This window comes from Nocardia sp. NPDC051321 (assembly GCF_044455225.1).
Lineage (GTDB): Bacteria > Actinomycetota > Actinomycetes > Mycobacteriales > Mycobacteriaceae > Nocardia.
This window is the reverse complement of sequence record NZ_JBITEM010000014.1, coordinates 34522-55819: the sequence shown is the minus strand read 5'-3', so window position 1 is coordinate 55819 and position 21298 is coordinate 34522. Positions and strand designations below refer to the sequence as shown.

Annotated in this window: 20 protein-coding genes; 11 read left to right on the top strand and 9 right to left on the bottom strand. The window is 68.1% G+C overall.

Translation table 11 applies throughout. The annotated features are described in order from the left end of the window. The first annotated feature begins 418 nt into the window (after window positions 1-418). A complete protein-coding gene (locus ACIA8C_RS31450) occupies window positions 419-1162 on the top strand; it encodes a DUF6928 family protein (RefSeq protein WP_397140979.1) in 744 nt (247 codons plus the stop codon). A gap of 6 nt (window positions 1163-1168) precedes the next feature. Here the strand turns inward: ACIA8C_RS31450 and ACIA8C_RS31445 are convergent, their stop codons facing one another. Continuing rightward, a complete protein-coding gene (locus ACIA8C_RS31445; protein ID WP_397140977.1) occupies window positions 1169-1450 on the bottom strand; it encodes a DUF2537 domain-containing protein in 282 nt (93 codons plus the stop codon). Then, window positions 1447-2247: a TrmH family RNA methyltransferase gene (locus ACIA8C_RS31440; protein WP_397141254.1), complete on the bottom strand. Its 801-nt coding sequence runs from the start codon at window positions 2245-2247 to the stop codon at window positions 1447-1449. Before ACIA8C_RS31440 ends, ACIA8C_RS31445 begins: the two co-directional genes overlap by 4 nt. A 103-nt stretch (window positions 2248-2350) precedes the next feature. Here ACIA8C_RS31440 and ACIA8C_RS31435 point away from each other — a divergent pair, with 103 nt between their 5' ends. Both ACIA8C_RS31435 and ACIA8C_RS31430 read left to right on the top strand, forming a co-directional pair. Further along, the gene (locus ACIA8C_RS31435; RefSeq protein ID WP_397140974.1) at window positions 2351-3556 is read left to right on the top strand and encodes a GNAT family N-acetyltransferase; all 1206 of its coding nucleotides are present in this window, start codon (window positions 2351-2353) and stop codon (window positions 3554-3556) included. An 84-nt stretch (window positions 3557-3640) separates the two neighbouring features. Then, a complete protein-coding gene (locus ACIA8C_RS31430; RefSeq protein ID WP_397141252.1) occupies window positions 3641-4033 on the top strand; it encodes a YccF domain-containing protein in 393 nt (130 codons plus the stop codon). Between the two features lie 169 nt (window positions 4034-4202). Here the strand turns inward: ACIA8C_RS31430 and ACIA8C_RS31425 are convergent, their stop codons facing one another. Further along, entirely contained in the window at window positions 4203-4640 is a 438-nt protein-coding gene (locus tag ACIA8C_RS31425) for a MarR family winged helix-turn-helix transcriptional regulator (protein ID WP_396995240.1), read from the bottom strand. A gap of 62 nt (window positions 4641-4702) precedes the next feature. On the opposite strand from ACIA8C_RS31425, the gene ACIA8C_RS31420 reads away from it, so the two are divergent. Continuing rightward, window positions 4703-4942, top strand: a complete 240-nt coding sequence (locus ACIA8C_RS31420; RefSeq protein ID WP_396995241.1) for a DUF2530 domain-containing protein — start codon at window positions 4703-4705, stop codon at window positions 4940-4942. 14 nt (window positions 4943-4956) lie between these two features. Here the strand turns inward: ACIA8C_RS31420 and ACIA8C_RS31415 are convergent, their stop codons facing one another. Then, window positions 4957-7014, bottom strand: a complete 2058-nt coding sequence (locus ACIA8C_RS31415; RefSeq protein ID WP_397140972.1) for a neutral/alkaline ceramidase — start codon at window positions 7012-7014, stop codon at window positions 4957-4959. A gap of 125 nt (window positions 7015-7139) precedes the next feature. On the opposite strand from ACIA8C_RS31415, the gene ACIA8C_RS31410 reads away from it, so the two are divergent. Beyond that, window positions 7140-7754, top strand: coding sequence for a TetR/AcrR family transcriptional regulator (locus ACIA8C_RS31410; protein WP_357385947.1), 615 nt, complete (start codon window positions 7140-7142; stop codon window positions 7752-7754). Between the two features lie 38 nt (window positions 7755-7792). On the opposite strand, the gene ACIA8C_RS31405 is transcribed toward ACIA8C_RS31410, so the two are convergent. Beyond that, on the bottom strand, window positions 7793-10708 hold the full coding sequence (locus ACIA8C_RS31405; RefSeq protein ID WP_397140970.1) for a sacsin N-terminal ATP-binding-like domain-containing protein: 2916 nt from the start codon (window positions 10706-10708) through the stop codon (window positions 7793-7795). 32 nt (window positions 10709-10740) lie between these two features. Continuing rightward, window positions 10741-12240 (bottom strand): DUF3027 domain-containing protein, encoded by a 1500-nt coding sequence (locus tag ACIA8C_RS31400; RefSeq protein ID WP_397140969.1) that lies wholly within the window; start codon window positions 12238-12240, stop codon window positions 10741-10743. 17 nt (window positions 12241-12257) lie between these two features. On the opposite strand from ACIA8C_RS31400, the gene ACIA8C_RS31395 reads away from it, so the two are divergent. The 3 genes from ACIA8C_RS31395 (at window position 12258) to ACIA8C_RS31385 (ending at window position 15727) form a co-directional block, all read left to right on the top strand. After that, a complete protein-coding gene (locus ACIA8C_RS31395; RefSeq protein WP_397140967.1) occupies window positions 12258-13034 on the top strand; it encodes a glutaminyl-peptide cyclotransferase in 777 nt (258 codons plus the stop codon). A gap of 157 nt (window positions 13035-13191) precedes the next feature. Beyond that, window positions 13192-15150 carry an MFS transporter gene (locus tag ACIA8C_RS31390; protein ID WP_397140965.1) on the top strand — a complete coding sequence of 653 codons (1959 nt, stop codon included), beginning with the start codon at window positions 13192-13194 and terminating at the stop codon, window positions 15148-15150. 64 nt (window positions 15151-15214) lie between these two features. Then, complete coding sequence (locus ACIA8C_RS31385) at window positions 15215-15727, top strand: DUF2771 domain-containing protein (protein WP_397140963.1); 513 nt, start codon at window positions 15215-15217, stop codon at window positions 15725-15727. Between the two features lie 204 nt (window positions 15728-15931). Here ACIA8C_RS31385 and ACIA8C_RS31380 read toward each other — a convergent pair whose 3' ends face one another. After that, window positions 15932-16363 (bottom strand): cold-shock protein, encoded by a 432-nt coding sequence (locus tag ACIA8C_RS31380; RefSeq protein WP_397141250.1) that lies wholly within the window; start codon window positions 16361-16363, stop codon window positions 15932-15934. 203 nt (window positions 16364-16566) lie between these two features. On the opposite strand from ACIA8C_RS31380, the gene ACIA8C_RS31375 reads away from it, so the two are divergent. Next, complete coding sequence (locus ACIA8C_RS31375; protein WP_396995249.1) at window positions 16567-16833, top strand: hypothetical protein; 267 nt, start codon at window positions 16567-16569, stop codon at window positions 16831-16833. Between the two features lie 454 nt (window positions 16834-17287). Then, complete coding sequence (locus tag ACIA8C_RS31370) at window positions 17288-17920, top strand: resuscitation-promoting factor Rpf1 domain-containing protein (protein ID WP_397140961.1); 633 nt, start codon at window positions 17288-17290, stop codon at window positions 17918-17920. A 72-nt stretch (window positions 17921-17992) separates the two neighbouring features. Here ACIA8C_RS31370 and ACIA8C_RS31365 read toward each other — a convergent pair whose 3' ends face one another. Next, on the bottom strand, window positions 17993-18181 hold the full coding sequence (locus tag ACIA8C_RS31365) for a hypothetical protein (protein ID WP_014981540.1): 189 nt from the start codon (window positions 18179-18181) through the stop codon (window positions 17993-17995). Between the two features lie 301 nt (window positions 18182-18482). Between ACIA8C_RS31365 and ACIA8C_RS31360 the strand changes: the two genes are divergently transcribed. Next, window positions 18483-20726, top strand: a complete 2244-nt coding sequence (locus ACIA8C_RS31360) for a helicase-associated domain-containing protein (protein ID WP_397140959.1) — start codon at window positions 18483-18485, stop codon at window positions 20724-20726. Here the strand turns inward: ACIA8C_RS31360 and ACIA8C_RS31355 are convergent, their stop codons facing one another. Further along, entirely contained in the window at window positions 20727-21245 is a 519-nt protein-coding gene (locus tag ACIA8C_RS31355) for a hypothetical protein (RefSeq protein WP_397140958.1), read from the bottom strand. Window positions 21246-21298 lie beyond the last annotated feature (53 nt).

The window sequence follows — 21298 nt, the reverse complement described above, 5'->3', positions numbered from 1 at the left end:
AGGCTCCCCCGCCTCTCCGCGTATTCAGGCCAGACTTAGGCGCGTTACCGGTGGCGTTGGCGACTGGCGGTAATGCGGCAGGCAGTTGGCCGGTACCCGACGAGTTACCCATGTGCTCATGAAATCAGTTGGCACGCTGGGGATCCGGTAGCTGGCGAGTGCACGCTTCCCTCTGCACTAGGTAGCTCACCTACAGCTGGGCCGTAAAAGCCCGCTTTCGAGACCAATTCCGCGGCTCGCTGGCGTGTTCAGAGGCCGAAGGTCCGCCGAGTGAGGCTTAGGGCGAGTAAATTTTTGGTGTGGTCGACTGCGCACGACGATGTCCGGCGGTTCACTGATGCGGTGAATCGCTTGACATCACCGTGCGTTGCTCGAAGTTCGCGGAGCTGATTCGTGCAACTATCGGGAGGTGCCGGAAATGCTATCGAAAGCTTCGACGCTCTGGTACGTCGACGCACCAGATCCGTTGACGGTCCTGCGCGCCAACCATGATCCGGATCCCGATGCCGCACTGGCGCTGGCGAAGCAGCTGTACAGCGATCGGGACGTGCTGCCGATCATGGTCGGCACCTTGGCCGGCTGTGCCGGCCCGGATCTCGACGAGGTCTATATCGGTTGCTACCCGGGCGTGACGGTGGTGTGTTCGGCGCAGGCCGCGCGCATCCATCCGACCGAGCTCCCGGAGTTGCTGGTCCGTCCGCTGGCTTCCGAGCACACCTACCTGGTGTCGTTCGATACCGCGCACGGCTGGGGTGCGTTCGCGCATTGGGAGCGCGGCGAATTCCGCAGGGCGTTCAGCTCGAGCCGGGTGAACATCCTCGAGGACGAGGGCCTGCCGCTGGTGTGGGAGCGGCCGTACTGGGCGGGCGAGCATCCGGTGCGCTGGCACGCGGGCGAACTGCCCGACCCGCAGACGCTGCCGTTCGACCCGCCCGATTTCGCCGACGCGGCCAATAACGAATGGCTCGGCTTCCACTACCGCGCCCCCGCCGCCGAGGGCGCGCTGGTGCCCGGAGACGTCGCGGTGTGCGGATTCACGCTGTATCCGAAAGGCCAAGCGCCCGACCCGGCTACCCGCGTCGCGCCGCGGCGGGAGCCGGAACCGGCGCGACCCAAGCGCGGCCTGTTCGGCTGGCTGCGCGGCCACGACCGCGTCTCGTGACGGGCGTCAACCCGCAAACCCGTTGATCAGCAGCGCCACCCAGCCGAGCAACACACCTACCGTGCCGCCGCCGACCACCCACCTGGTCACCGGCGTCCAGCGCCACCGCCAGAGCGTCGGCGCGGCACCACCGGCCGCGATCAGGTTGACCGCCACCGCGAGCAGCGGATGCACCTCGGCAAGCGCGCGACCGAACGAGAACACCGCGACCGCGGCGAGCAGCGCCATCATGACCGCGACGGTAATGCCGGTTCCCCACGGGGTCGGGCCCTGATGCGGGTAACTCACGTGCGCACCCGCTCGTAGAAGGCCATCGCGGCCGCGGTCGCCACATTGAGCGAGTCGGTGCCGGGTGACATCGGAATTCGCGCCCGCACATCGGTGGCTCGCATCGCGTCCTCGCTCAACCCCGGACCTTCGGCGCCGAGCAGCAATGCCACCCGGTCACCCATCATCGCCGTGGCCAGATTCACCGCGGTCGGGTTCGGGGTCAAGGCGATGATCTGGAAACCCTTGCGCCGCAGTATATCCAGACCATGCGGCCACTCGGGGACGGAAGCGAACGGCACCCGGAGCACGTGGCCCATGGAAACCCGCACCGCGCGCCGGTACAGCGGGTCGGCGCACCGATCGCCGAAAAGGATGGCCTCGGCGCCGAGCCCGGCCGCGTTGCGGAACATCGAACCGAGGTTCTCGTGATCGTTGACGCCCTCCAGCACGGCCACCGTGCGCGCCTTTTCGAGCACCTCGTCCAGGGTGAGCGACGCGGGACGCCGCGCCACCGCGAGCACGCCCCGGTTGAGGTGAAACCCGACCACCTGCGCCATCACCTCGGCGGAGGTGCGGTAGTACGGCACGTCGACACCGGTCAGCTCGTCCGACAGTTCCTGGCGCCGCTTCTCCACGCCGAGCAACGCGGTCGGCGCGAATCGCGAGTCCAGCATTCGCTGCACGACGACCACGCCCTCGGCGATCACCAGTCCCTTACGTCCTGGTAGATCGGGTCGACGGTCGGCGGAATTGAGGTCGCGGAAGTCATCGACCCGCGGGTCGGCGGGGTCGTCGATATCGATCACTTCGGCCACGGCTATATCCTGCCTGGACAAGCCGCGCGGCGCCGCCACCTGTTCGGTCGAATCCGGCGGTAATTCGAATGCGGCACCGCACGGCGCGTGGGATTGTCGTGCCATGACGCTGCCAAACGGGATCACCATTCGGTCGGCTACCTCCGACGACGACGCCGCCATCACCCTGCTCGCCGATACCGCATTCGGCATGCGATCGCCGTCGGAGACACAGGCACCGGAGGCCGGCATCTTCGCCATCGAGAATGCCGTGGTCGCGGTCGATGACGGCCGGGTCGTCGGGGCGGCAAAGGCGACGCGGATGACGCTCACGGTGCCGGGTGAACGCACCGTCGAGGCGTGCGGCATCGCGGGAGTCTGTGTCGCGCCGACCCATCGGCGGCGCGGCATCCTACGGGCGATGTACACCGAGCAGCATCGGCGCACCGAGGCGGATGGGTTGGCGCTGACCATCTTCACGGTGAGCCAGGGCAGCATCTACGGGCGCTTCGGCTACGGGCCGACGGTGCGGGAGAACGCGGTGAGCATCGATCGGCGGTTCGCCGAATTCCGGCCGTCGGCGCCGGATCGGGGTGGGGTCGAACTCGCAACGCTGGCCGAGGTGACCGATCAGGTGCGGGCCGTCTACGACCGATGGCGCCGGATCGTGCCCGGTGCCCAGGCAGCTCCGGAAGCCCGCTGGACGATGCTCTTCGCCGACCCGGTCGCGGTCCGCGGCGGCGGCACCGATCTCTTCGCGCTGCTGCATCCGGACGGCTACGCGCTGTACCGCTACCGCCGTTCCGAGAACGTCAACGCCGCCGAGGTGGTCGAGATGCGGGCGGTGACTCCCGACGCGCATGCCGCGCTGTGGCGGGCACTGCTCGGGCTGGAGCTCGTGCAGCGCGTCGACGCGGTGCTCAGCGACAACGACCCGCTGCCCTACCTGCTCACCGATCTGCGACTGGTCAAGACCACCGCGCGCTATGACGCACTGTGGTTGCGGCTCATGGACATTCCCGCCGCGCTGACCGCCCGAACCTATCAACGCGACCTAAATGTCGTACTCGCGGTGCGCGATCCGTTCCGCGACGCCGGTGGCACCTTCGCCCTCACCATCCGTGACGGCATCGCCGAATGCACGCCGACCACCAGTCCGGCCGATATCGAGCTCGGCATCGATGTACTCGCCAGCATGTACCTCGGCGCCTACCCCGCGCGCGTCTTCGCGGAGGCAAACCGCTTGCAGGCCAAGGATTCCGCCAAGACACGTGTCCTCGACGAGGCCTTCGCCACCGAGCGCGACGCCGCGCTCGGCTGGTTCTTCTGACCACGCGGTGCCGAATTCCTCGGCTCGGGGGAAACCCTGATGCCCGATGCTCGGTTCGGCTGGCATCCTGTTCACATGGCGCCGATTCGTTTGATCCTCAACGTCCTGTGGCTCGTGTTCGTCGGGGTGTGGATGGCGCTCGGCTACCTGCTGGCCGGGATCATCTGCTGCATCCTGATCATCACCATTCCGTGGGGCATCGCGTCGTTCCGGATCGCGGCCTACGCGCTGTGGCCGTTCGGCCGGACCACGGTGGAGAAGCCGGGCGCTGGCGCGGGATCGCTGGTCGGCAACGTCATCTGGGTGATCGTCGCCGGTTGGTGGCTCGCCCTCGGCCACCTGCTCACCAGCATTCCGTTGTTCGTCTCGATCATCGGAATCCCGTTCGGCTGGGCCAATCTGAAGCTCATCCCGCTGTCGCTGTTCCCGCTCGGACGCGAGATCGTGGACAGTGATCAGCCGTTCGGGGCGCGCTAGGGGGACGGCAGGAGGCGAAGCCGACGGGGTGGGTGAATACAGGGGGACGGCAGGAGGCGAAGCCGACGGGGTGGGTGAATACAGGGGGACGGCAGGAGGCGAAGCCGACGGGGTGGGTGAATACAGCGGGACGGCAGGAGGCGAAGCCGACGGGGTGGGTAAATACAGCTTATTCGGATTCGTTGACGATCTGCTTCATGATGCCGACCGCGCGGGTGAGCACGACGATTTGATCCTCGGTGAGGTTGGAGAGCTGGTCGGTCATCCAGGCCTCGCGGGCGTGCGTCTCGTCGGCGATGAGCGCGCTGCCCGCCTCGGACAGCGAGACGATGATCTGGCGGCCGTCGGTGGGGTGCGGCTTGCGCTCGACCATCCCCAGATCGGTGAGCGAGGCGATCACTCGGGTCATCGACGGCGGTTGCACGCGTTCTCTCGCGGCCAGCGCCCCTGGAGTCATCGCGCCGTCGCGCGCCAAGGTCGCGAGGGCGGAGAGCTGGGTCAGCGAAATCTGGGAGTCGGCGCGGCGGCCGCGCAGATGACGCGTCAGTCGAACCACAGCCAGTGAGAGTTCACCGGCGAGCGCTCGAACATCGGATGGCGTTGTCACAGAGGTGAACGATACGGGACGGGTGCGCGTCGGACGCGCGTTCTCGCAGCTACGCTGGTGCCGTGACTGAGAAAGTGCCGCAGATCCCGCCGCGGCTGACCGATCCGCGTCCGGTGCTCGCGGTGGGCAGCGCGCTGTGGTTGCTGGCCACCCTGGTGGTGTTGGCCACCGGTGACCGGTGGGCATCGGTGCTGCCGGTCTGCCTGATGGGGCTGGTGGTCGGCGTGCTCGCGCTCGGGATCTTCCTGATCCAGCGGCGCGGGGCACGCCGGGGCGACAAGGGCGCGCAGACGGGGCTGTAGACCACGCACGGGCGTCAGCCGACCTCGAAGTCGTTGGTAATACCGGTGAACGGGTGCAGCGCGCCGTCGGGGCTCAGGCTGTCGGCGTAGTGCTGGAAGCGGTACCGCCCCGGCGCGGCGTCGGCGGGGATGTCCCAGGTGAACCGCGCCACGGATTCGGCCGTGCCGCGCTTGCTCCAGAAGTACTTCACTGCCCATTCGCCCTCGTTGGCCACCCGCGTCCACTCCCCTGACGCGTGCTGGCGCTGCACTTCCAGGAAGGTGCTGTTGCGGCGGGTGTTGTGTTTCGGGTGGGCGGAAACGAATTCGGCGGCTACCTGGCTGCCTCGGGCGTAGGCCGGAGCGGGTTGCGTCAGTACGTCGCCGAAGTTGCGGCCGGGTGGGGTGGTGTCCGGGCCCGCGCCGGGCTGGAAGTTCGGCTGCAGGTTGGACACGTCGCGCGGGGCCGGGCCGCGCGGGACGACCTGGCGGGCGGCGAATGCCGTTGCCAGCCGGGTGAATTCCTGCTGATAGGCGCAGAGTGTGTAGCGGCCGAACATGGTTGACGCGCCCTCGTACTGCTGCGAATCGTATTCCTCAGGGGTGGTGACGTATTCGTGGTAGGCGTTCGCGTAGCCCTGCATGAGCACCTGCTCCAGCGGCACGCCGAGCGCGTCGGCGACCACGCGGCGCACCCGCAGGCCCGAGGTGATGGTGAATTCGCCACCGGCGGCGGCCAAGTAGAGCTCGCCGAGCCGAACGATTTGTATCGGCAGCACATTCGGAACCCAGGCCACCGGCGGCATCAGGCCGAGCGGTGCGGCAATGGCCTTGGGCGCCTGGGCATCCGCGAGCCAGGCCGGTGTCGGGGTATTGGCACCGCCGAGCGCGTCCAGGAAGGGATTGCGCACCCCCTCCGGGATCGGCGCGCCGGGGAAGCCCGGTCCGTCCTCGATGCTGCCCGCGATGAGCGAGACGCCCGCAGCCGCGGTCGCGGTATGCCTCGGCTGCCCGTCCGGGGTGAACCGGCCGTCGACGGCGATGTCGGCCAGGTCGATGTAACAGAGCATCGAGTCGATCGGCCCGCTCATCGAACTTGCCTGGGCCAGCGCGGCTTTCGACGCCTGATACTGGCGTTCGCCGATGATGCGGGTGTTGTCGAACTCGTCCTCGGTGGGGCCGGACCCCGGGCGCAGGTTCAGGTTCGGGGACATGTCACCCGCGTTGGTCTGCGCGAAGGCGGCGACGAAACCCGGTGCGCCGTCGAGATAGCGGACGCCGTGCTCGATGTGCTCGTAGGAGAACGACGCGTAACCCTTGTTGTCCGCGCTGATCAGCCGGTTCTCGTTGGTCATCGAGGTGCAGTGGGTGGCGAACCAGGTGATGGCGCCGACCTGCCGACCACCCTTGACAAGGGCGAGGGCCGTCACCGCCGGGTCGATAGCCTCGGGGAAGTGTTGTTTGTCGGCAACGGGATTGAGCTCCCAGGCCACCCGCGACCGGTTGACGCTCGCGTCGTGCAGTTCGCCGTGCCCGATCGCCAGCGAGCCGGGGCCGAGATCGGCGTCGGCGGCCGCGATGGCCTCCACGATGCCGTTGACCTCCGCGTCGTACACCTGCTGCTGAAAACCCAAGATGGACAGGTTGTATGCGTAATCGTTACTGGAGCCGCCACAGGTCGCGTGCGAGTGCGTCGAGGTGAGCACCAGATTCTGCTCGGTGTACCGATCGCCGAACCGGCGGGCCAGCTCCGCGAGCACGCCACGATGCACGGACTGGAAGATCATGCCGTTCTCGGCGACCACGAAAACGACGCGCTGCCCGGCGTTGCCGATGATGAACGCCCGCGCCCTCGGGCGCAGGTGAATACCGGCCGTCTGCTGCTCGAGCTGGGAATAACCCATCATTCCGCATTCCGCGGCGGGCCCGGTGATGTCGGATATACCGACACCGATCTCATAGCCGCCGGAACCCGGGGCGGCCCCGGCCCGCGCGCCGAGTGTGCCCGACATGGCGGGTACCGCCGCCGCGGCGGCAAGCGTCGCCGAACCGGCAACGGTTCGGGCAAGAACGGTTCTGCGCGACAGCGGCATACGCGTCTCCTTCGATCCTGATGGCAGGAAACCATACAACTGGTCACTCGTCCAGTCGAGATTTTTCTACCGGCGAATTGACTGCACGCTCGCCGGGCGCTTAACTCCCTTGGGTGTCCTCCCGATTGAGCGTCGAAGAAAGACGGGCCCACCTTATCGAGGCCGCTATCGGCCTTGCCGAAAAAAAGGGCGTTGCGGGCGTGACCACGCGCGATGTCGCCCAAGCGGCGGGCGTCTCCCTTGGTGTGGTGCATTACTGTTTCGAAAACAAGGACGCGCTGATGACCGAGCTGGTCAAGGCGTTGTCGATGGAATTACGTGATTCCGTCGACGCCAATGAAACGGTATGGCAAGACGTCGGAAGTGGAAAAGAAGCACTTCAAAAATTGATCCGTGCGGGACTGGAACTGATGTGGCTCAACATAGAGGCCACTCCCGAGCGTCAACTGCTCACTTACGAAACCACCACTTACGCACTGCGCGAGGGTGAGCAAACTCCGGCGAAACTCGCGATCGCCCGCGAGCAGTACAACTTCAACGACTCCACCGTCGCCGACATCCTGGAACACGCGCGCGACGCAACCGCGAACCAGTGGTCGGTTCCGCTGCAGTCGTTGAGCCGATTCACGCTGAATGTGATCGACGGTGTGGTGCTGCGGTGGTTGGTGGACAACGACAGTGAGAGTGTGCGGTCGCAGTTGGATCTGCTCAGCCAGATGATCGCCGAGTACGCCGCTTAGCGGTTTGCCGCTGCGGTACAGGCGGATTCGCCGGTCGGCTAGTGCGGCGTCCGAACGTGCACGGTGTTGCCGTCGCGCCACCAGGGAACCGAGGCGGTGGTTTCGATCGCGCCGTGCAGGCGGACCTGCAGATCGTCGTGCAGTACCAGCTCGCCTGCCTGCCGAGGCAGCGAGAACAGTTGCCGCAGTACGACTCCAAGCGGCTCGGCGGACCAGGTGGTGCGGCGGCCGTCGGTCAGGATTTCGGCGGTGACCGACTCGGAGACCAGGGGCAGGTCGAGCAAGGTCGCCAAGGCGGAGGCGGTATCGATGTCGCCGGCTACCAAGCGATTCGGGGGCAGGGCCAGACCGAACCAGGGCTGATCGAGCACGAGGGCCTGGGCCGGATCGATCACGTCGCCGGACAGCGCGCGCACCCGGTCGGGCAGGTCGAGGTCGGTGAGATCCAGGTGATCGGCGGCCACAGCGGCGGCCAAGGTGGCGTGCGTACGCGAAATTACCTCGGGGCTAGGCGATTTCGACGGATCGGCAAGGGCGTTGAGCAGGGCCGCAGCCAACTCGGGGGTGATCACGGCGGAGTCGGCCAGGATGGCGCGCATCGCGGTGGCGTCGTCGGCGAGGCCGGGCACCGCGAATGTCGGCAGTAGCTCGGCGAATTCGGTGTCCGACGGGTGGCGCATCAGGCCGAGGGGGGTGCCGTCGATGCGCGCGTTGGTGCGCAACCACCACGCGGTGTAACCGTTGCGATCGGTGAGCAGGCGGCGGGTGCGCGGCGCGGAAGCCAACTGCCACAACGCCTCCGGCCACGCGGCGTCGTCCACCAGATCGAGATCGCGGATCGCGGCGAACTCCGGCGGGTCGTCCGACAGCGTCGACCACCAGCGGTCCTCGTCGTCCAGATCGTGATCCGGGCCGGTCGGATCGGCCTCGGCGACCACGGTGAAGTCCCAGCCGACGCCGATGGCCCGCAGCGCTTGCGCGCCATAGCCCGCCACCACGGCGGGATCGATCGCACTGAACGGTGAATCCTCGACCAGCAGCTCGCGCAGTGGCGCGTCGGGCAGCAGCAGTTCGTCGGCCGGACGCAATTCGCCGTCCACGTCGGGTAATTCGATCAGGCTGAGCCAGGACGGGAGCGCGGTCGGATCGGCGAGCACGGCCAGACTAAGGACGGCGTCGATGGTGTCCGCGTCGTCCGGGTGATCCTCCAGCTCAGCACGTAAATCGGGTTCGCTCAACAGATCTTCGGCGGTCGCCGAACGGGCGCCGAGCCGGGCCAGCAACGGATGCGCCGCCGCCGGATGGACCAACCTTGCCCAATGCACCGGAATCGCGACCTCGAGCTGATCATCGAGCACCGTCGTTCGCGGACCGGTGACCAACCGCCCGTCCGCCAGCGGAACCGCAAGCGCCCCAAGTTCTTCGGCAGCCAACGGATCCACCACGAACGGCTCCAACGCCGCGTACAGCGAATACCACCAGTGCGGTGCCCGCTCCAGCCCGGTGGACAACTCGGCCAGTCGTGCCAACCCGAGCCGGTGCACATCGAGCACACCCAAAGCCTCGGCCTGCCCGCGTCCGGACAACTCCGGAATCACCAACGGCCCGACCACATCATCGAGCAGCCGCGCCAATTCCTCGGTCAGCCCGGTGAGCGCGCTCGCCCGCGTCGGCACGGCGACGTCGACCGGCACGTCGACCGGCGAATATGGTTCCCCCGAGGAGTCGAACAAGCCGTGGTCGACCGGAGATTCGGCGGGCGCGGACAGGCTCGCGCTTGGTGAAGCCGACGGCGCGGTGGGCGAACCGTGTTGCGGCGCGGGGTCGTACCGGCCCGCGGTTGCGTCGCCAGCCGCTTGATCGCCCGCCTCGGCGGTCACTGGACGCGTGACGACGATCGGCAGCCAGGCGTGCGTCTGGAGCTCCCGGATGAGGGCTTCGCGGAGCAGCCCGTCGGCCTCGCTGCGGGCGAACGCGGGCGTGGGGACCAAGACGAGGCGATCGCGGGGCGGCAGGGCGCGGGCGAAATCCGCGTAGCCAGCGGCCAATTCGGCGAGGCGGGCGCCGGGGAGCAGGCGACGGCGGTCCGGCTGCATGGCGATGTCGGCGATCAGCAGCGCCGGGAGCGACAGTTCCTCGTCGGAGCGGGTCGGCGCGCGCAGCACATCCGGGGCGGCGGCGGCGGGCCTGCCGTTGCGGAGCGGGAGCAGCCAGCGGGCGCGCGGTGCGCGGTACTGCCACCAGGTCCGGTGCGCGTTGCCGGGACCTTCGACGCGGATCTGTTGCAGGTCGTTGCCGAGATCGGTGGTGGTGCTGGTGAATTCCGCGGTCTCGATGGTGATACGCCGCAGTGCGGGCAGTTCCAGCAGCAGATCGATGGCTTCGGCGTGCATACCGGCGAGCAGTGCGACGGCATCCACGTCCGGGCGCAGTCGCAGCACCACCTCGGTGTCGAAGCCGTCCACCGGCGCGGTATCGGACGGCCAGACCATCCGCAGCACCGGCGGCACGAAATCGTCGGCGGGACTGCTGGGGATCTGGATGCTGTGCTGCCGCAGCGCATCCCAGGTCAGTTCGCGGGAGAACACGAGCGAGCCGGTGGCCGAACGCAGTTCGACCTCGTCGCTGACCGACAGCACCGCGGTGAAGCCGACACCGAACCGGCCGACGTCGGTGCCATCCGACTTTCCGGATGCCCGCAGTGCGGTGAGCGCGTGCACGCCGGAGAGCTCTAGCGGCGCACCGGTATTGGCGATATGCAACGCGTCGCCAACGAGCCGGACCACCAACCGGCCCGCGACACCGGCCTTGGCGGCGGCATCCGCCGCGTTCTGGGCCAGCTCGGTCAGCAGCCGATCGCGGTAACCGGCACGCACCAGATCCGCCTCGGTTGCCGCGTCCTCCCGCAACCGAGTCGGCGAATCACGCCACGCGGCAAGAACTCCCGCCCGCAACGCCGAGGTGCCGAACGGATCGGCCGTCTCGGTCAGCTCTGCGGAGATGACTCGACCGCCCCGGCCTCGCCGTCAACGACCTGCTCGGCACCGGAGGACACCTGCGCGGCATCCACATCGGCCTCGGCGCTGCCGTCAGCAGTAACGCCAGCTTCCGCGCCACTGTCCGCAACGTCGGCCGCAGTCGCCTCATCGGCGTCGACCTGGCCCGCATCCGCCGAAGGTGCTTCGGTACCCACTGGGGCAGAACCACTCTCGTCGCCTGCGTGCGCATCAGCGCTCGGGGCAACAACGGAGTCATCACTATCGGCGAGTACGGCTTCCTCCACACTCGGCTCGGCCACAACCTCGACGCTGGGCTCGGCATTCGTAACCGCAGCGTCCGAAGCAGTTCCGGTGCCCGCGATGGCAGCGCCGCCTTCGTCACCGACCTGCACTGCCGCACTGCTGGACTCAACGACCGGAACGTCCGCGCTGGGCGCATCGGCAACGGTTCCAGCCGATTCGACGACGTCGGATGCTTCCACAGTCGGTGCGGCGCTTGCCGTTACAACTGGCGCGTCCGCCGATTCGGGCTCAGCGACAGCGGCTTCGGCATCCGAGACAGCTGCCACATCAGCCGGTCCGGTCTCGGCGATCGTCTGCGTGGCAGCCTCGGCCGAACCGGCATCGGCAACAGCGGCTTCGGCATTCGACGCGGCCTCAGCATCCTGTGCATCGGCATCCGTTGCGGCGGTCACCTCAGCCGATGTGGTCTCCGCGGCAGCCTCGACCGGTGCGACCAGCGCTTCGGTCGGGATCATTTCCACGGCCGCGTCGTCGAATGCCTCGTAGAGCGGCGAACCACCGCCGGTGGGGGCCACCGTGTCGGAGTGGGCGCCACAACCGTAGGCGGCGTGCACCACGTGTCCGTCGGCGCCCATGGCGTTGCCGCAGACACCGAAGGCGGCGCGCAGCGAACCGGCGAGCGGGAGGTAGAAGCCGCACAGACCACAGGTGGACGGTGCCGCCTTGGCCATGTCGGCCTCGGGGCCGAACTCGGCGTGCCAGCGTTCGGCGGCCTCCTCGCGTCCCGCCAGACTCAGCACCTGGGTGCGGCCGAGGCCGATCTCCAGTGCGACCTCGTCGACGGCCGGGTCGCCGTTCGCGACGTAGCCGGGCACCAGGCGCGGGTCGTTCGGCCGCGGGGCGAGCAGATCGCCTGGCGCCAGATCGCCGGGCCTGATTCGCTGATCCCATGGCACGAAGTCGGGCGCGACCAGGGCATCCGGCCCCGGCAGCAACGCCGACTCGCTCACCGTCGCATAGTCGGCCTCCGGTGGGGCCGCCACGACGACCGCCCACTGCCAGCCGCGATAGCCGGGCAGGGTGGCCTCGAAGCGGTGGGTTGCCGCGCTGTCGTCCTCGGCAGCCACGCCGAGATGCGCCCCGACGCCATCTGGTTCCAACTCCAGGAGCGCACGGCGGGCCAGCTCGACGGCATCGGCCAGAATCGGCCTGACACCGGACTCAGAAACAGAAACTGCGCTCACGGCCTACATTTTGCCGTATGAAACGCAATCGGCGGACGTTGGCCATCGGTGTGCTGGTCGGTCTGGTCATCTTCAGCGGGTGTGGGGCCGCGCAAGACACTTCGCCCGCGATGAATATCGAGGTCGTGGCCACCCGGTCGCACGATCCGCACGCGTTCACCCAGGGCCTGGAAATCGATGGCGACGTGCTCTACGAAGGCACCGGGCTGTCGGGCGCGTCGAGTGTGCGGGCCACGGACCGCAATACGGGCGAGGAATTAGCCAGGGTCGATCTACCCGCGCCGTACTTCGGCGAGGGGCTGACCCTGGCCGGGGACATCCTGTGGCAGCTGACCTGGCAGGACCACACTGCCTTCGCCAGGGACCCGCACACGCTTGCCGAAGTCCGCCGCGTGTCCTACGACGGTGAAGGCTGGGGGCTCTGCACCCGCAAGGGGCAGCTGGTGATGAGCAACGGCTCCGACACCCTCACCTTCCGCGATCCGGTCACCTTCGCGCCGACCGGTTCGATCCGGCTCACCAGCCACCCGACTTCGCGGCTCAACGAACTCGATTGCGCCGAGGACGGTTCGGTGTACGCCAACGACTGGCCGAGCGACCGCATCCTGCACATCGACCCCGATACCGGCGAGGTGCTCGCGGTGATCAACGCGGCAGGGCTGCTGCCGAGGACACTCATCCCGACGGGTGAGGACACGCTCAACGGGATCGCCCAGATTCCCGGCACCGACCGGTTCCTGCTGGCCGGTAAGAACTGGCCGACCACCTTCGAGGTCCGCTTCGTGCCCGCCTGATCGCCGTGACTTTCCGCACAGCGATTCGCATGCGATTCGCTGTGCGGGGAAGTCCAGGGACATGCACCGCCGTCTACGACGCGATGAACGTCACCATCCGCCGACACCTTCGAGAGCGAGTGAACGTCCAGCACCGAAGTACGACAGAATTGATGATGTGACTACTCCCCGCGAACCTTCCGGTCCCGACCGTGATCGGTGGGACGGCGAGGAGTATCCGCCGATCGGGCGGCACCCCGGTTTCGACCGGTATCCGCCGCCCAACACGCCGTCCGGACGCAGACCGCTACCGCCGCTGGACCCCGACCGGCTCGACCGAGCAGCCCGCCACACCGACCCACCCGACCCGTCCGAGGCGGAAACCCGTCGGCACCCCACGCCCGATCCGGCGGATGCCAAGACCCGACGGCACGGCGCCCCACGCTGGGGAGCCCGCCCCGACGAGCACGCGTCCGATCCGGCCGACCCCACTGCCGCGCGCCGCGTCTTCCCGCATCGTCCTGAACCGCCGCGGCACCCGGAACCGCCGCGCCCGGAACCGAAGGCCGCGATCCCGCCGCCTACCGCGCCGCTCCCCGAGCAACCGGACGCCGCCGCCGGCGAAGCCCCCGTTCCGCCTGGCACCCAACGTGTTCCACGCAAACTCACGGTCACCCGGGTCGCCGCCATGCGCGGCCGCCAGCTGACCGAAAAAGGCATCGCCACCTTCCAGCGCGCGGCGAAGGCCGACGGTGCGGACAAATCCGGTCTCACCGCACTGACCTACGCGACGATGGCGAACTTCGCCCTCGACGCCGCCGTCGCCGTCGCGCTGGCCAACACCCTGTTCTTCGCGAGCGCCACCGCGGAGAGCAAGACGAAAGTCGCGCTGTACCTGCTGATCACCATCGCCCCGTTCGCGGTGATCGCGCCGCTGATCGGTCCGATGCTCGACCGGCTGCAGCACGGGCGGCGGGTGGCGCTCGCCACCTCGTTCGCGTTGCGCGCCGTGGTCGCGGTGGTGCTGATCCTCGAATTCGACAGCTGGGCACTGTATCCGCTCGCGCTGTGCATGCTGATCGGCAGTAAATCGTTCTCGGTACTCAAGAGCGCGGTGACGCCGCGCGTGCTGCCGCCCGATATCGACCTGGTGCGCACCAACTCTCGGCTCACCGTGTTCGGGTTGGTCGGCGGGACCATGGGCGCGGGCGCGATCGCCGCGCTGGCCGCCGCCATCGCGGGCTCCAGCGGCGCGCTGATCTTCGCGACGGTGATCGCCTGTGCCGGAACATATCTCAGCCTGCGGATCCCGTCCTGGGTCGAGGTAACCGAGGGCGAGGTACCCGCGACGCTGAGCTATCACGCGCCCACCGAGGTGCTCTCGCCGGACAAGGAGTCCGCGACGCCGCCGCGCAAACGCAGGCAGCCACTCGGCCGCTCGGTGGTGACCTCGCTGTGGGGCAACAGCGCCATCCGGGTGCTGACCGGGTTCCTCACCTTCTATGTCGCGTTCGTGGCCAAGGCCACCGAGCACCGCCCGGCCCAGCAGGCCGCCATGCTCGGGGTGGTCGGTGCGGCCGCCGCGCTCGGCAACTTCACCGGCAATGCCACCGGAGCCCGGCTCAAACTCGGCAAGCCGACGCTGATCGTGCTTGGTTGCACCGCGGCCTGCACGCTGGTCGCGCTGTTCGCGACATTCGCAAACAATCTGCTCGGTGCCGCGCTGGCTGCCCTGATCGCGTCGTGCACCAGCGCGCTGGCGAAAGTCTCGCTGGACGCCTCCATCCAGGACGACCTGCCGCCCGAGTCGATCGCCTCCGGTTTCGGCCGCTCGGAGACCGTGCTACAGCTCAGCTGGGTAGTCGGCGGCGCGGCGGGGGTGCTGCTGCCGACCGACTACTGGAAGGGTTTCGCGGTGGTCACCGCGATACTCGTGGTCGGGCTCGTGCAGACCTTCGTCAGCTACCGCGGCCATTCCCTGCTGCCCGGCCTCGGCGGAAATCGTCCGCAACACGCGGAACAGGAAGTTCCCACGACCCGCCCGATGCCACAGACTTCGAACGCATACCGTCGACCCGGGACGAGCGGCGGCGAAACGACCCGTATCCAACCAGGAATAGGAGATCCCAGCCAGTGAGCGAGCGAACCATCGACACACCAGCTGTGCTCACGGCAGCGCCGAGCGTCCGCGGGGTGGCGGTGTGACCAAGCTCAGCCCTCGTGCGATCGGCGCAGTGATCGTTGCCGCGCTACTAGTGGTCACCGTCGCCTTCGTCGGCGTCCTAGTGGTGCTGGTGCGCAACGCCGAGAAACACGACCCGGTGATCACCGCCTACGCGCACGGCAAGACGGTCAACGTCACGCCGTACGTCTACTGCTCGGTGCGGATGGAGGACTGCCGCTACGGCCAGACCATCGCGCTCGACGTGCCCAAGGACTACCCGCTGCAGCTGTCGCTACCGAAGCAGATCGCGGACGCCCCGTGGCTGGCGCAGCTGGTCTACGCCCTGCCCAACGGCGACCGCATCGACCGAGTGATCAGCCACGCCGACTTCGCGGCGGGCGCACTGGCCGTCTCCATCGACTCGCATCCGGAACCCGACCTGCGTCTAGTCGGGGTCGAACTGCAACTGCCGATTCTGGCCAGGGACAAGGACACGGGCAAGGAGTTCTACCTCCCGCACGCGGCCTGGTCGATCAGCACCGCGGCTTAGGCAGACACGGTGGCTTAGGCATACGACCGACTCGCGACGTCACCCCACAAAGCCGAGCAACCACAGCGCGAGTTTTGCGAGCGCCGTTCGCGGCCCGTCTCGCGTCCGAGCTGTCGAAGCGCATGCGCCGCAGGCGCGAGTCTCGACAGCTCGGACGCGAGACTCCGGGGGCCGCGAACACGCCGCGCCCGTGCGGCCAATATCTCAGTGGTCGAGTTCGCGCGCGACCGCGCGGACGACCTCTGAAATGCGTTGCGCCGTCTTGCGATCCGGGTAGCGGCCCTTGCGTAGGTCCGGCTGCACCGTCGCCTCGAGCAGGGTGATCATGTCTTCGACCATCCCGTGCAGTTCGTCCGGCGTGTGCTTGCGGGCGACGGGCTCTTTGCGGATGCGCTCGCGTTCCTGACGCTCTTGGCCTTGGCGGACCGACGGTGGGGCCTCGAGCAGCTTCAGGCTCAGCGCCTGCGGTCCACGGCGGCCGGCGGCCATGCCGAATTCGACGCGTTGCCCCGGCTTGAGTCCTTCGACACCGTCGGGCAACGCGGACGAACGGACGTAGACGTCCTCACCCTCGTCCTGGGAAAGGAAGCCGAAGCCCTTTTCGACGTCGTACCACTTCACCCTGCCGGTCGGCACTGCGCTCACCCGTTCATCATCGAAAGACTCGAACCCCACCGGCCCGAGCACATCTGGACACGGAACCCGCTGCGGCACAACGCCGCGCACAGATCCTCGTCTGTTTGCGAAAAGAACGCGCCCAGCAGTGATGCGGGACGCGCTTGCCTACCGAGTCTACCCCGGTGCCTATAACGCAAGCACATCAGTTTTACGGTCGTCCGGTGACGAACCCTTCCGTTCCACCGCCGCCGCACGACGCCGATCCCTCGTCGACCGGGGGCGGGCAGCGCAAGCCGGGTGATTGGTTGCTACAGGTCGCGCTCGCCTTGTTCGCGCTGGGGTTGCTGGCGATCGTCGCGATCTTTCTGATCCCGGTGTTGTCCGACGGATCACCGGGGTTGTGGCTCTACTTCGCCGCGATGCTCGCACCGCTGGGGTTCCTGGTGGCGGTGTTCTTCGCGCTGCGTTCAGGTCGGCGTTCCCGCTGATCGACCCGGTGGTTGCCTCGTGACCCGACCTGGCGATTGTCACTGATCTGGCCGGAAGGTCACCGGTGCGCTGCGAACGGGTTACCCGAGTATGTCGTTACCAAATCCCCGTTGTGATCCTCATCACATAACGGAGAGGTCACGGACCGGTGACGGCCGGGCACTGGCCGAAACGCAACTCTTCTAGCTGCAAAGAAGGGCCCACCCGCGGCCCGAGACCGCACCGAGACCCGCTCGTACACGCCGGTTACCAAATGGTGATTTTTCCCGCCGATCGTCGTACCGTTCTTAGCGAGCCGGAGACAACCGGCACACACCGGCCCGCCGCACCGAACCTCGCCCCGCGGGACCCGGAAACCCGACGGAAACGTAGGGGCGAGGGCGGGCATGACGACCTCTCAGTCCAGCCCGACCGATGACCTCGCAGGTGCGTCGAGAGGAAGACGAACCCGATATGAGTGGACGCCATCGCAAGCCAAGCTCCACCGGTCGCACGGTAGCCAAGGTTGCCGTGACCGGTGCGATCATGGGGACCGCAGGTGTGGCCCTCGCTGGCACCGCCAGCGCGGCACCCGACTCCGACTGGGATCGCCTCGCACAGTGTGAGGCCGGCGGTAACTGGGGCATCGACACCGGCAACAGTTTCCAAGGTGGACTGCAGTTCTCCCCGAGCACCTGGCGGGCCCACGGCGGCGGCGAGTACGCGGCCAGCGCCAACCAGGCCTCCCGCGAGCAGCAGATCGCAGTGGCCGAGAAGGTTCTCGCCTCCCAAGGCTGGGGCGCCTGGCCGAGCTGCTCCTCCAAACTGGGTCTGAGCAGCGCGCCCACCCCGCGCTCCGCCCCCACCACCAGCGAAACCCCGCGCTGGAACCCCTCCCCCGCGCCGCAGGCCGCCCAGGCCGCGCCGGACAGCACCCAGCAGGTCTTCACGGCCGTCGACCGCGCACTCGAGGTCGTGCAGAACCAGGGCGTCCAGGTGCCCAAGGAAGCTTTCGACTTCTTCAACGCCGCCAAGGCGAGCAACACCAAGCTCGATCCCGCCATCGTGAACTTCTACGAGGCGAACAAGGGTCTGCTGCCTTCCTGATCAATCACGAATAAGGCCCCGCATCCTCGGATGCGGGGCCTTATTCGTATCTTCGGACTTTCCGTCCGGAAATCAGCGGTTGATCACCGTGTTCGGGTGCATGTAAGGCAGCTGATCTGCCGGGACCGGAAACTCGGTGTCCTCACCGTACGGCGAGAGCCCACCGGAACGGGTCGACGAGAGCTCGGTGACCGCATGGTCACCATCGGCGACCTTCGGCCAGCCGTTGTCGACATAAGGTTTCTTCGATTTGTTCACCACGCCCCCATTCTGGCATGCGCGCCCCGCAGAGCAACTTTGCCGCCGCTGTAAACGGCCGCCCTATCTCTGGACAGCGTGGGCCGTCCAGCGTCTATTACCCTGAAGGATCGGATTAAGACGTAACGACTGATCTCGGGAGCACATGGGTAACTCGTCGGGCACGCCCAAAACCAAGCCAGAGATCCAACCGCCGGCCCGCAGTGGCAGGCTCGACGCACCCACGACCGGCAAAAGGCGCGGAGAGGCGGGGGAGCCCGCGACCTCCTTAGCCGGATGGCTCGGTGCACGTAGTGATGCCCAGTTGGTAGCGCTGCTCGAACTCCGGCCTGATCTGGCTGTGCCACTGCCCGCGTCGATGGCTGTGCTGGCCGCGCGGGCCGAGCAGCGCGCCTCGGTGCTGCGCGCCACCGATGACCTGGACACTCTCGATTTCGCGATCCTGGAAACCCTTGCGGTGCACGGGGTGACGCGGACCGAAAGCAACGGCGCTCCGCTGACCCTGGCCGAATTGCACGTGCAGTTGAGAGAACGCGTGCCTGCCGCCGCCATCGACGCCGCGATCGATCGATTGACCGCGCGCGCATTGGTGTGGAGCAGCGACGATGGGCTGCACCTGATCACGGCCGCGGTCGAGGCGCTGCCGTGGCCGATCGGGAGCACCACCGAGATCCCCGATTCGCTCACCGAACCCGAGGTCCGCGACGCCCTGCCCGAACTCACCTCGGCCGCCCGCGCACTGCTCGACAAGCTGGCCACCACCGGCCCGCGCGGACGCACCAGGGACGCCGCGCCGGGCACCCCGGCCGACCGCCCGGTCCAGCAGCTACTCGCCCGCAGGCTGTTGAACCGGATCGACGACGAGACGGTGGAACTGCCCGTCACCGTCGGCCAGGTGCTGCGCGACGAGCCGGTGACGCACCCGCACGCGCTGACGCCGGCCACCCCGAAGCCGAAGAAACAGACCTCCGCCGACGTGAACGCCGTCGCGGCGGGCGAAGTGGGCGAACTGCTCCGGCACTGTGCCGCGATCCTGGACATCCTGGGTCAGGCACCCGCACCCGCTTTGCGCGCGGGCGGTCTCGGCGTGCGGGAGTTGCGCCGGATCGCCAAACAGACCGGCATCGACGAGCCGAGGGCGGGTTTGCTGGTCGAGCTGCTGGCCGCCGCGCGACTGATCGAGAAGGGTTTGCCGGACCCGCCGCCGGAGGTCGATTCGACCGACGATTTCTGGGCGCCGACCCCCGCGATCGACGCCTGGCTTGAGGCGCCGCTGGCCCGGCGCTGGACCGTCCTTGCCCTCGCCTGGCTCGAATTGGACCGGATGCCATGGATGATCGGCCTGCGCGACGCCAATGACAAACCTCTCGCGGCCCTCTCGCTGGAGCTGCGCACCCCGCACGCGCCACGCGACCGGCACGCCATCCTCGGGCTGCTCGCCGAATATCCGTCCGGCAACGCCCTCACCCCCGCCGATATCGGCCGCGTGCTGGCCTGGCGGCAACCGCGTTGGCGCAGGCACTTTCGGCTGGAGGCGGTGGAGCAGACCCTGAGCGAGGCCGAAGCGCTCGGCTTCGTCGGCCGCGGCGCGCTCGGCTCGCCGGCCCGTGCGCTGCTGCACGGCACGCCGACCAGTGCGGCCGATGCCGAGGCGGCCATGGAGTCGGCGCTGCCCGCGCCGGTCGATCACGTACTGGTCCAGGCGGACCTGACGGTGATCGCCCCCGGTCCGCTCACCGCGGATCTGCAGCAGCGCATCGAACTGGTCGCCGACGTCGAATCCGCCGGTGCGGCAACGGTTTACCGAATCGGTGAGACGTCGGTGCGGCGCGCGCTCGATGCCGGGCTCACCGCCGCCGAATTGCACGCGCTGTTCACGAAGCATTCGCGGACCCCGATTCCGCAGGCACTGACCTACCTGATCGATGACGTCGCCCGCAGGCACGGGCAGCTGCGCGCCGGGATGGCGCAGTCGTTCCTGCGCAGCGATGACCCGGCGCTGCTCGCTCAGGTGCTGGCCGCGCCGGTCGCGGGGACACTCGCGCTGCGCGCCATCGCGCCGACGGTGGCGATCGCCCAGGCGCCGCTCGGCGAGGTGCTCGAGCAACTCCGCGCGGCCGGTTTCGCACCGGCGGGCGAGGATTCGGCGGGCATCATCGTGGATCTGCGGCAGCGCGGCGCGCGAATCTCGGCCCGGCCCAATGCCAGGCCGCCGTGGCGACCGACGCCGCCGAGCACCGAACAGCTGGAGCTGCTCGTCACCGAGCTACGCGCGGCCGAACGCGCCACCAGCGCCCGCTCCGGGCAGTCGGTGCGGATGGACGGTACCCGCACCAACACCGCGGCGACGCTGGCCCTGCTGCAACTGGCGGCGCGGGTGCGGCGCTCGGTCAATATCGGCTACGTCGACGCGTCCGGTGTCGCGACGCAGCGCGTGGTGGAACCGCTCAAGGTCGGCAACGGCCAGCTCGACGCGCTCGACCCGGTGACGGGCGCGATCCGGCACTTCACGCTGCACCGGATCGCGTCGGTCGCCTTGCTGGAATGATCAGGCCTTGGGCTTGGCGAGGCAGAAGGTGGCCTTCGGCGCCTCGGAGATGAGGCGAAAGCTGTCCGCTTCGGCCCCGCACAGCAGCTCGTCTGCCTCGCCGTCGATCCGCTTCACCACCTTGAAGGTGGCCTCGGTGGACCCGCAGTCCACGTTCTTGACGGCGGTGCTGCTGGTTTCGTTGTAGCAGCTGCCCTGCTTGAAATTGGGTGCAAGGCACAGGTACGCGCTGCCGCCGTCCGCCAGGTTCGCCTGGTACCCGGTGTAATCGGTCGCGCAGTCCACCTTCTTGTCGGAGGTCTGCGCGATCTTGTAGACGGCCTTGTCCGACGAGCAGTCGGCCGTCTCCGTCTTGGCATCGGCCGACGCACCCTTGATGATGCAGTCACCGACCTTGGCTGAGCCGGACTTGCTGTCCTCCTTGGCCGACGAACACCCGACGACCGTGACGATTACCGCCGCCACCGCGACGAGGGCAAGCAGCACGCGTGCCAGCAGCCTCGCTCCTGGAAACTTCACCTGAAAACCTCTCTCACCGAACACATTCACGCCGCTCGCGAACGCGGTGAGGA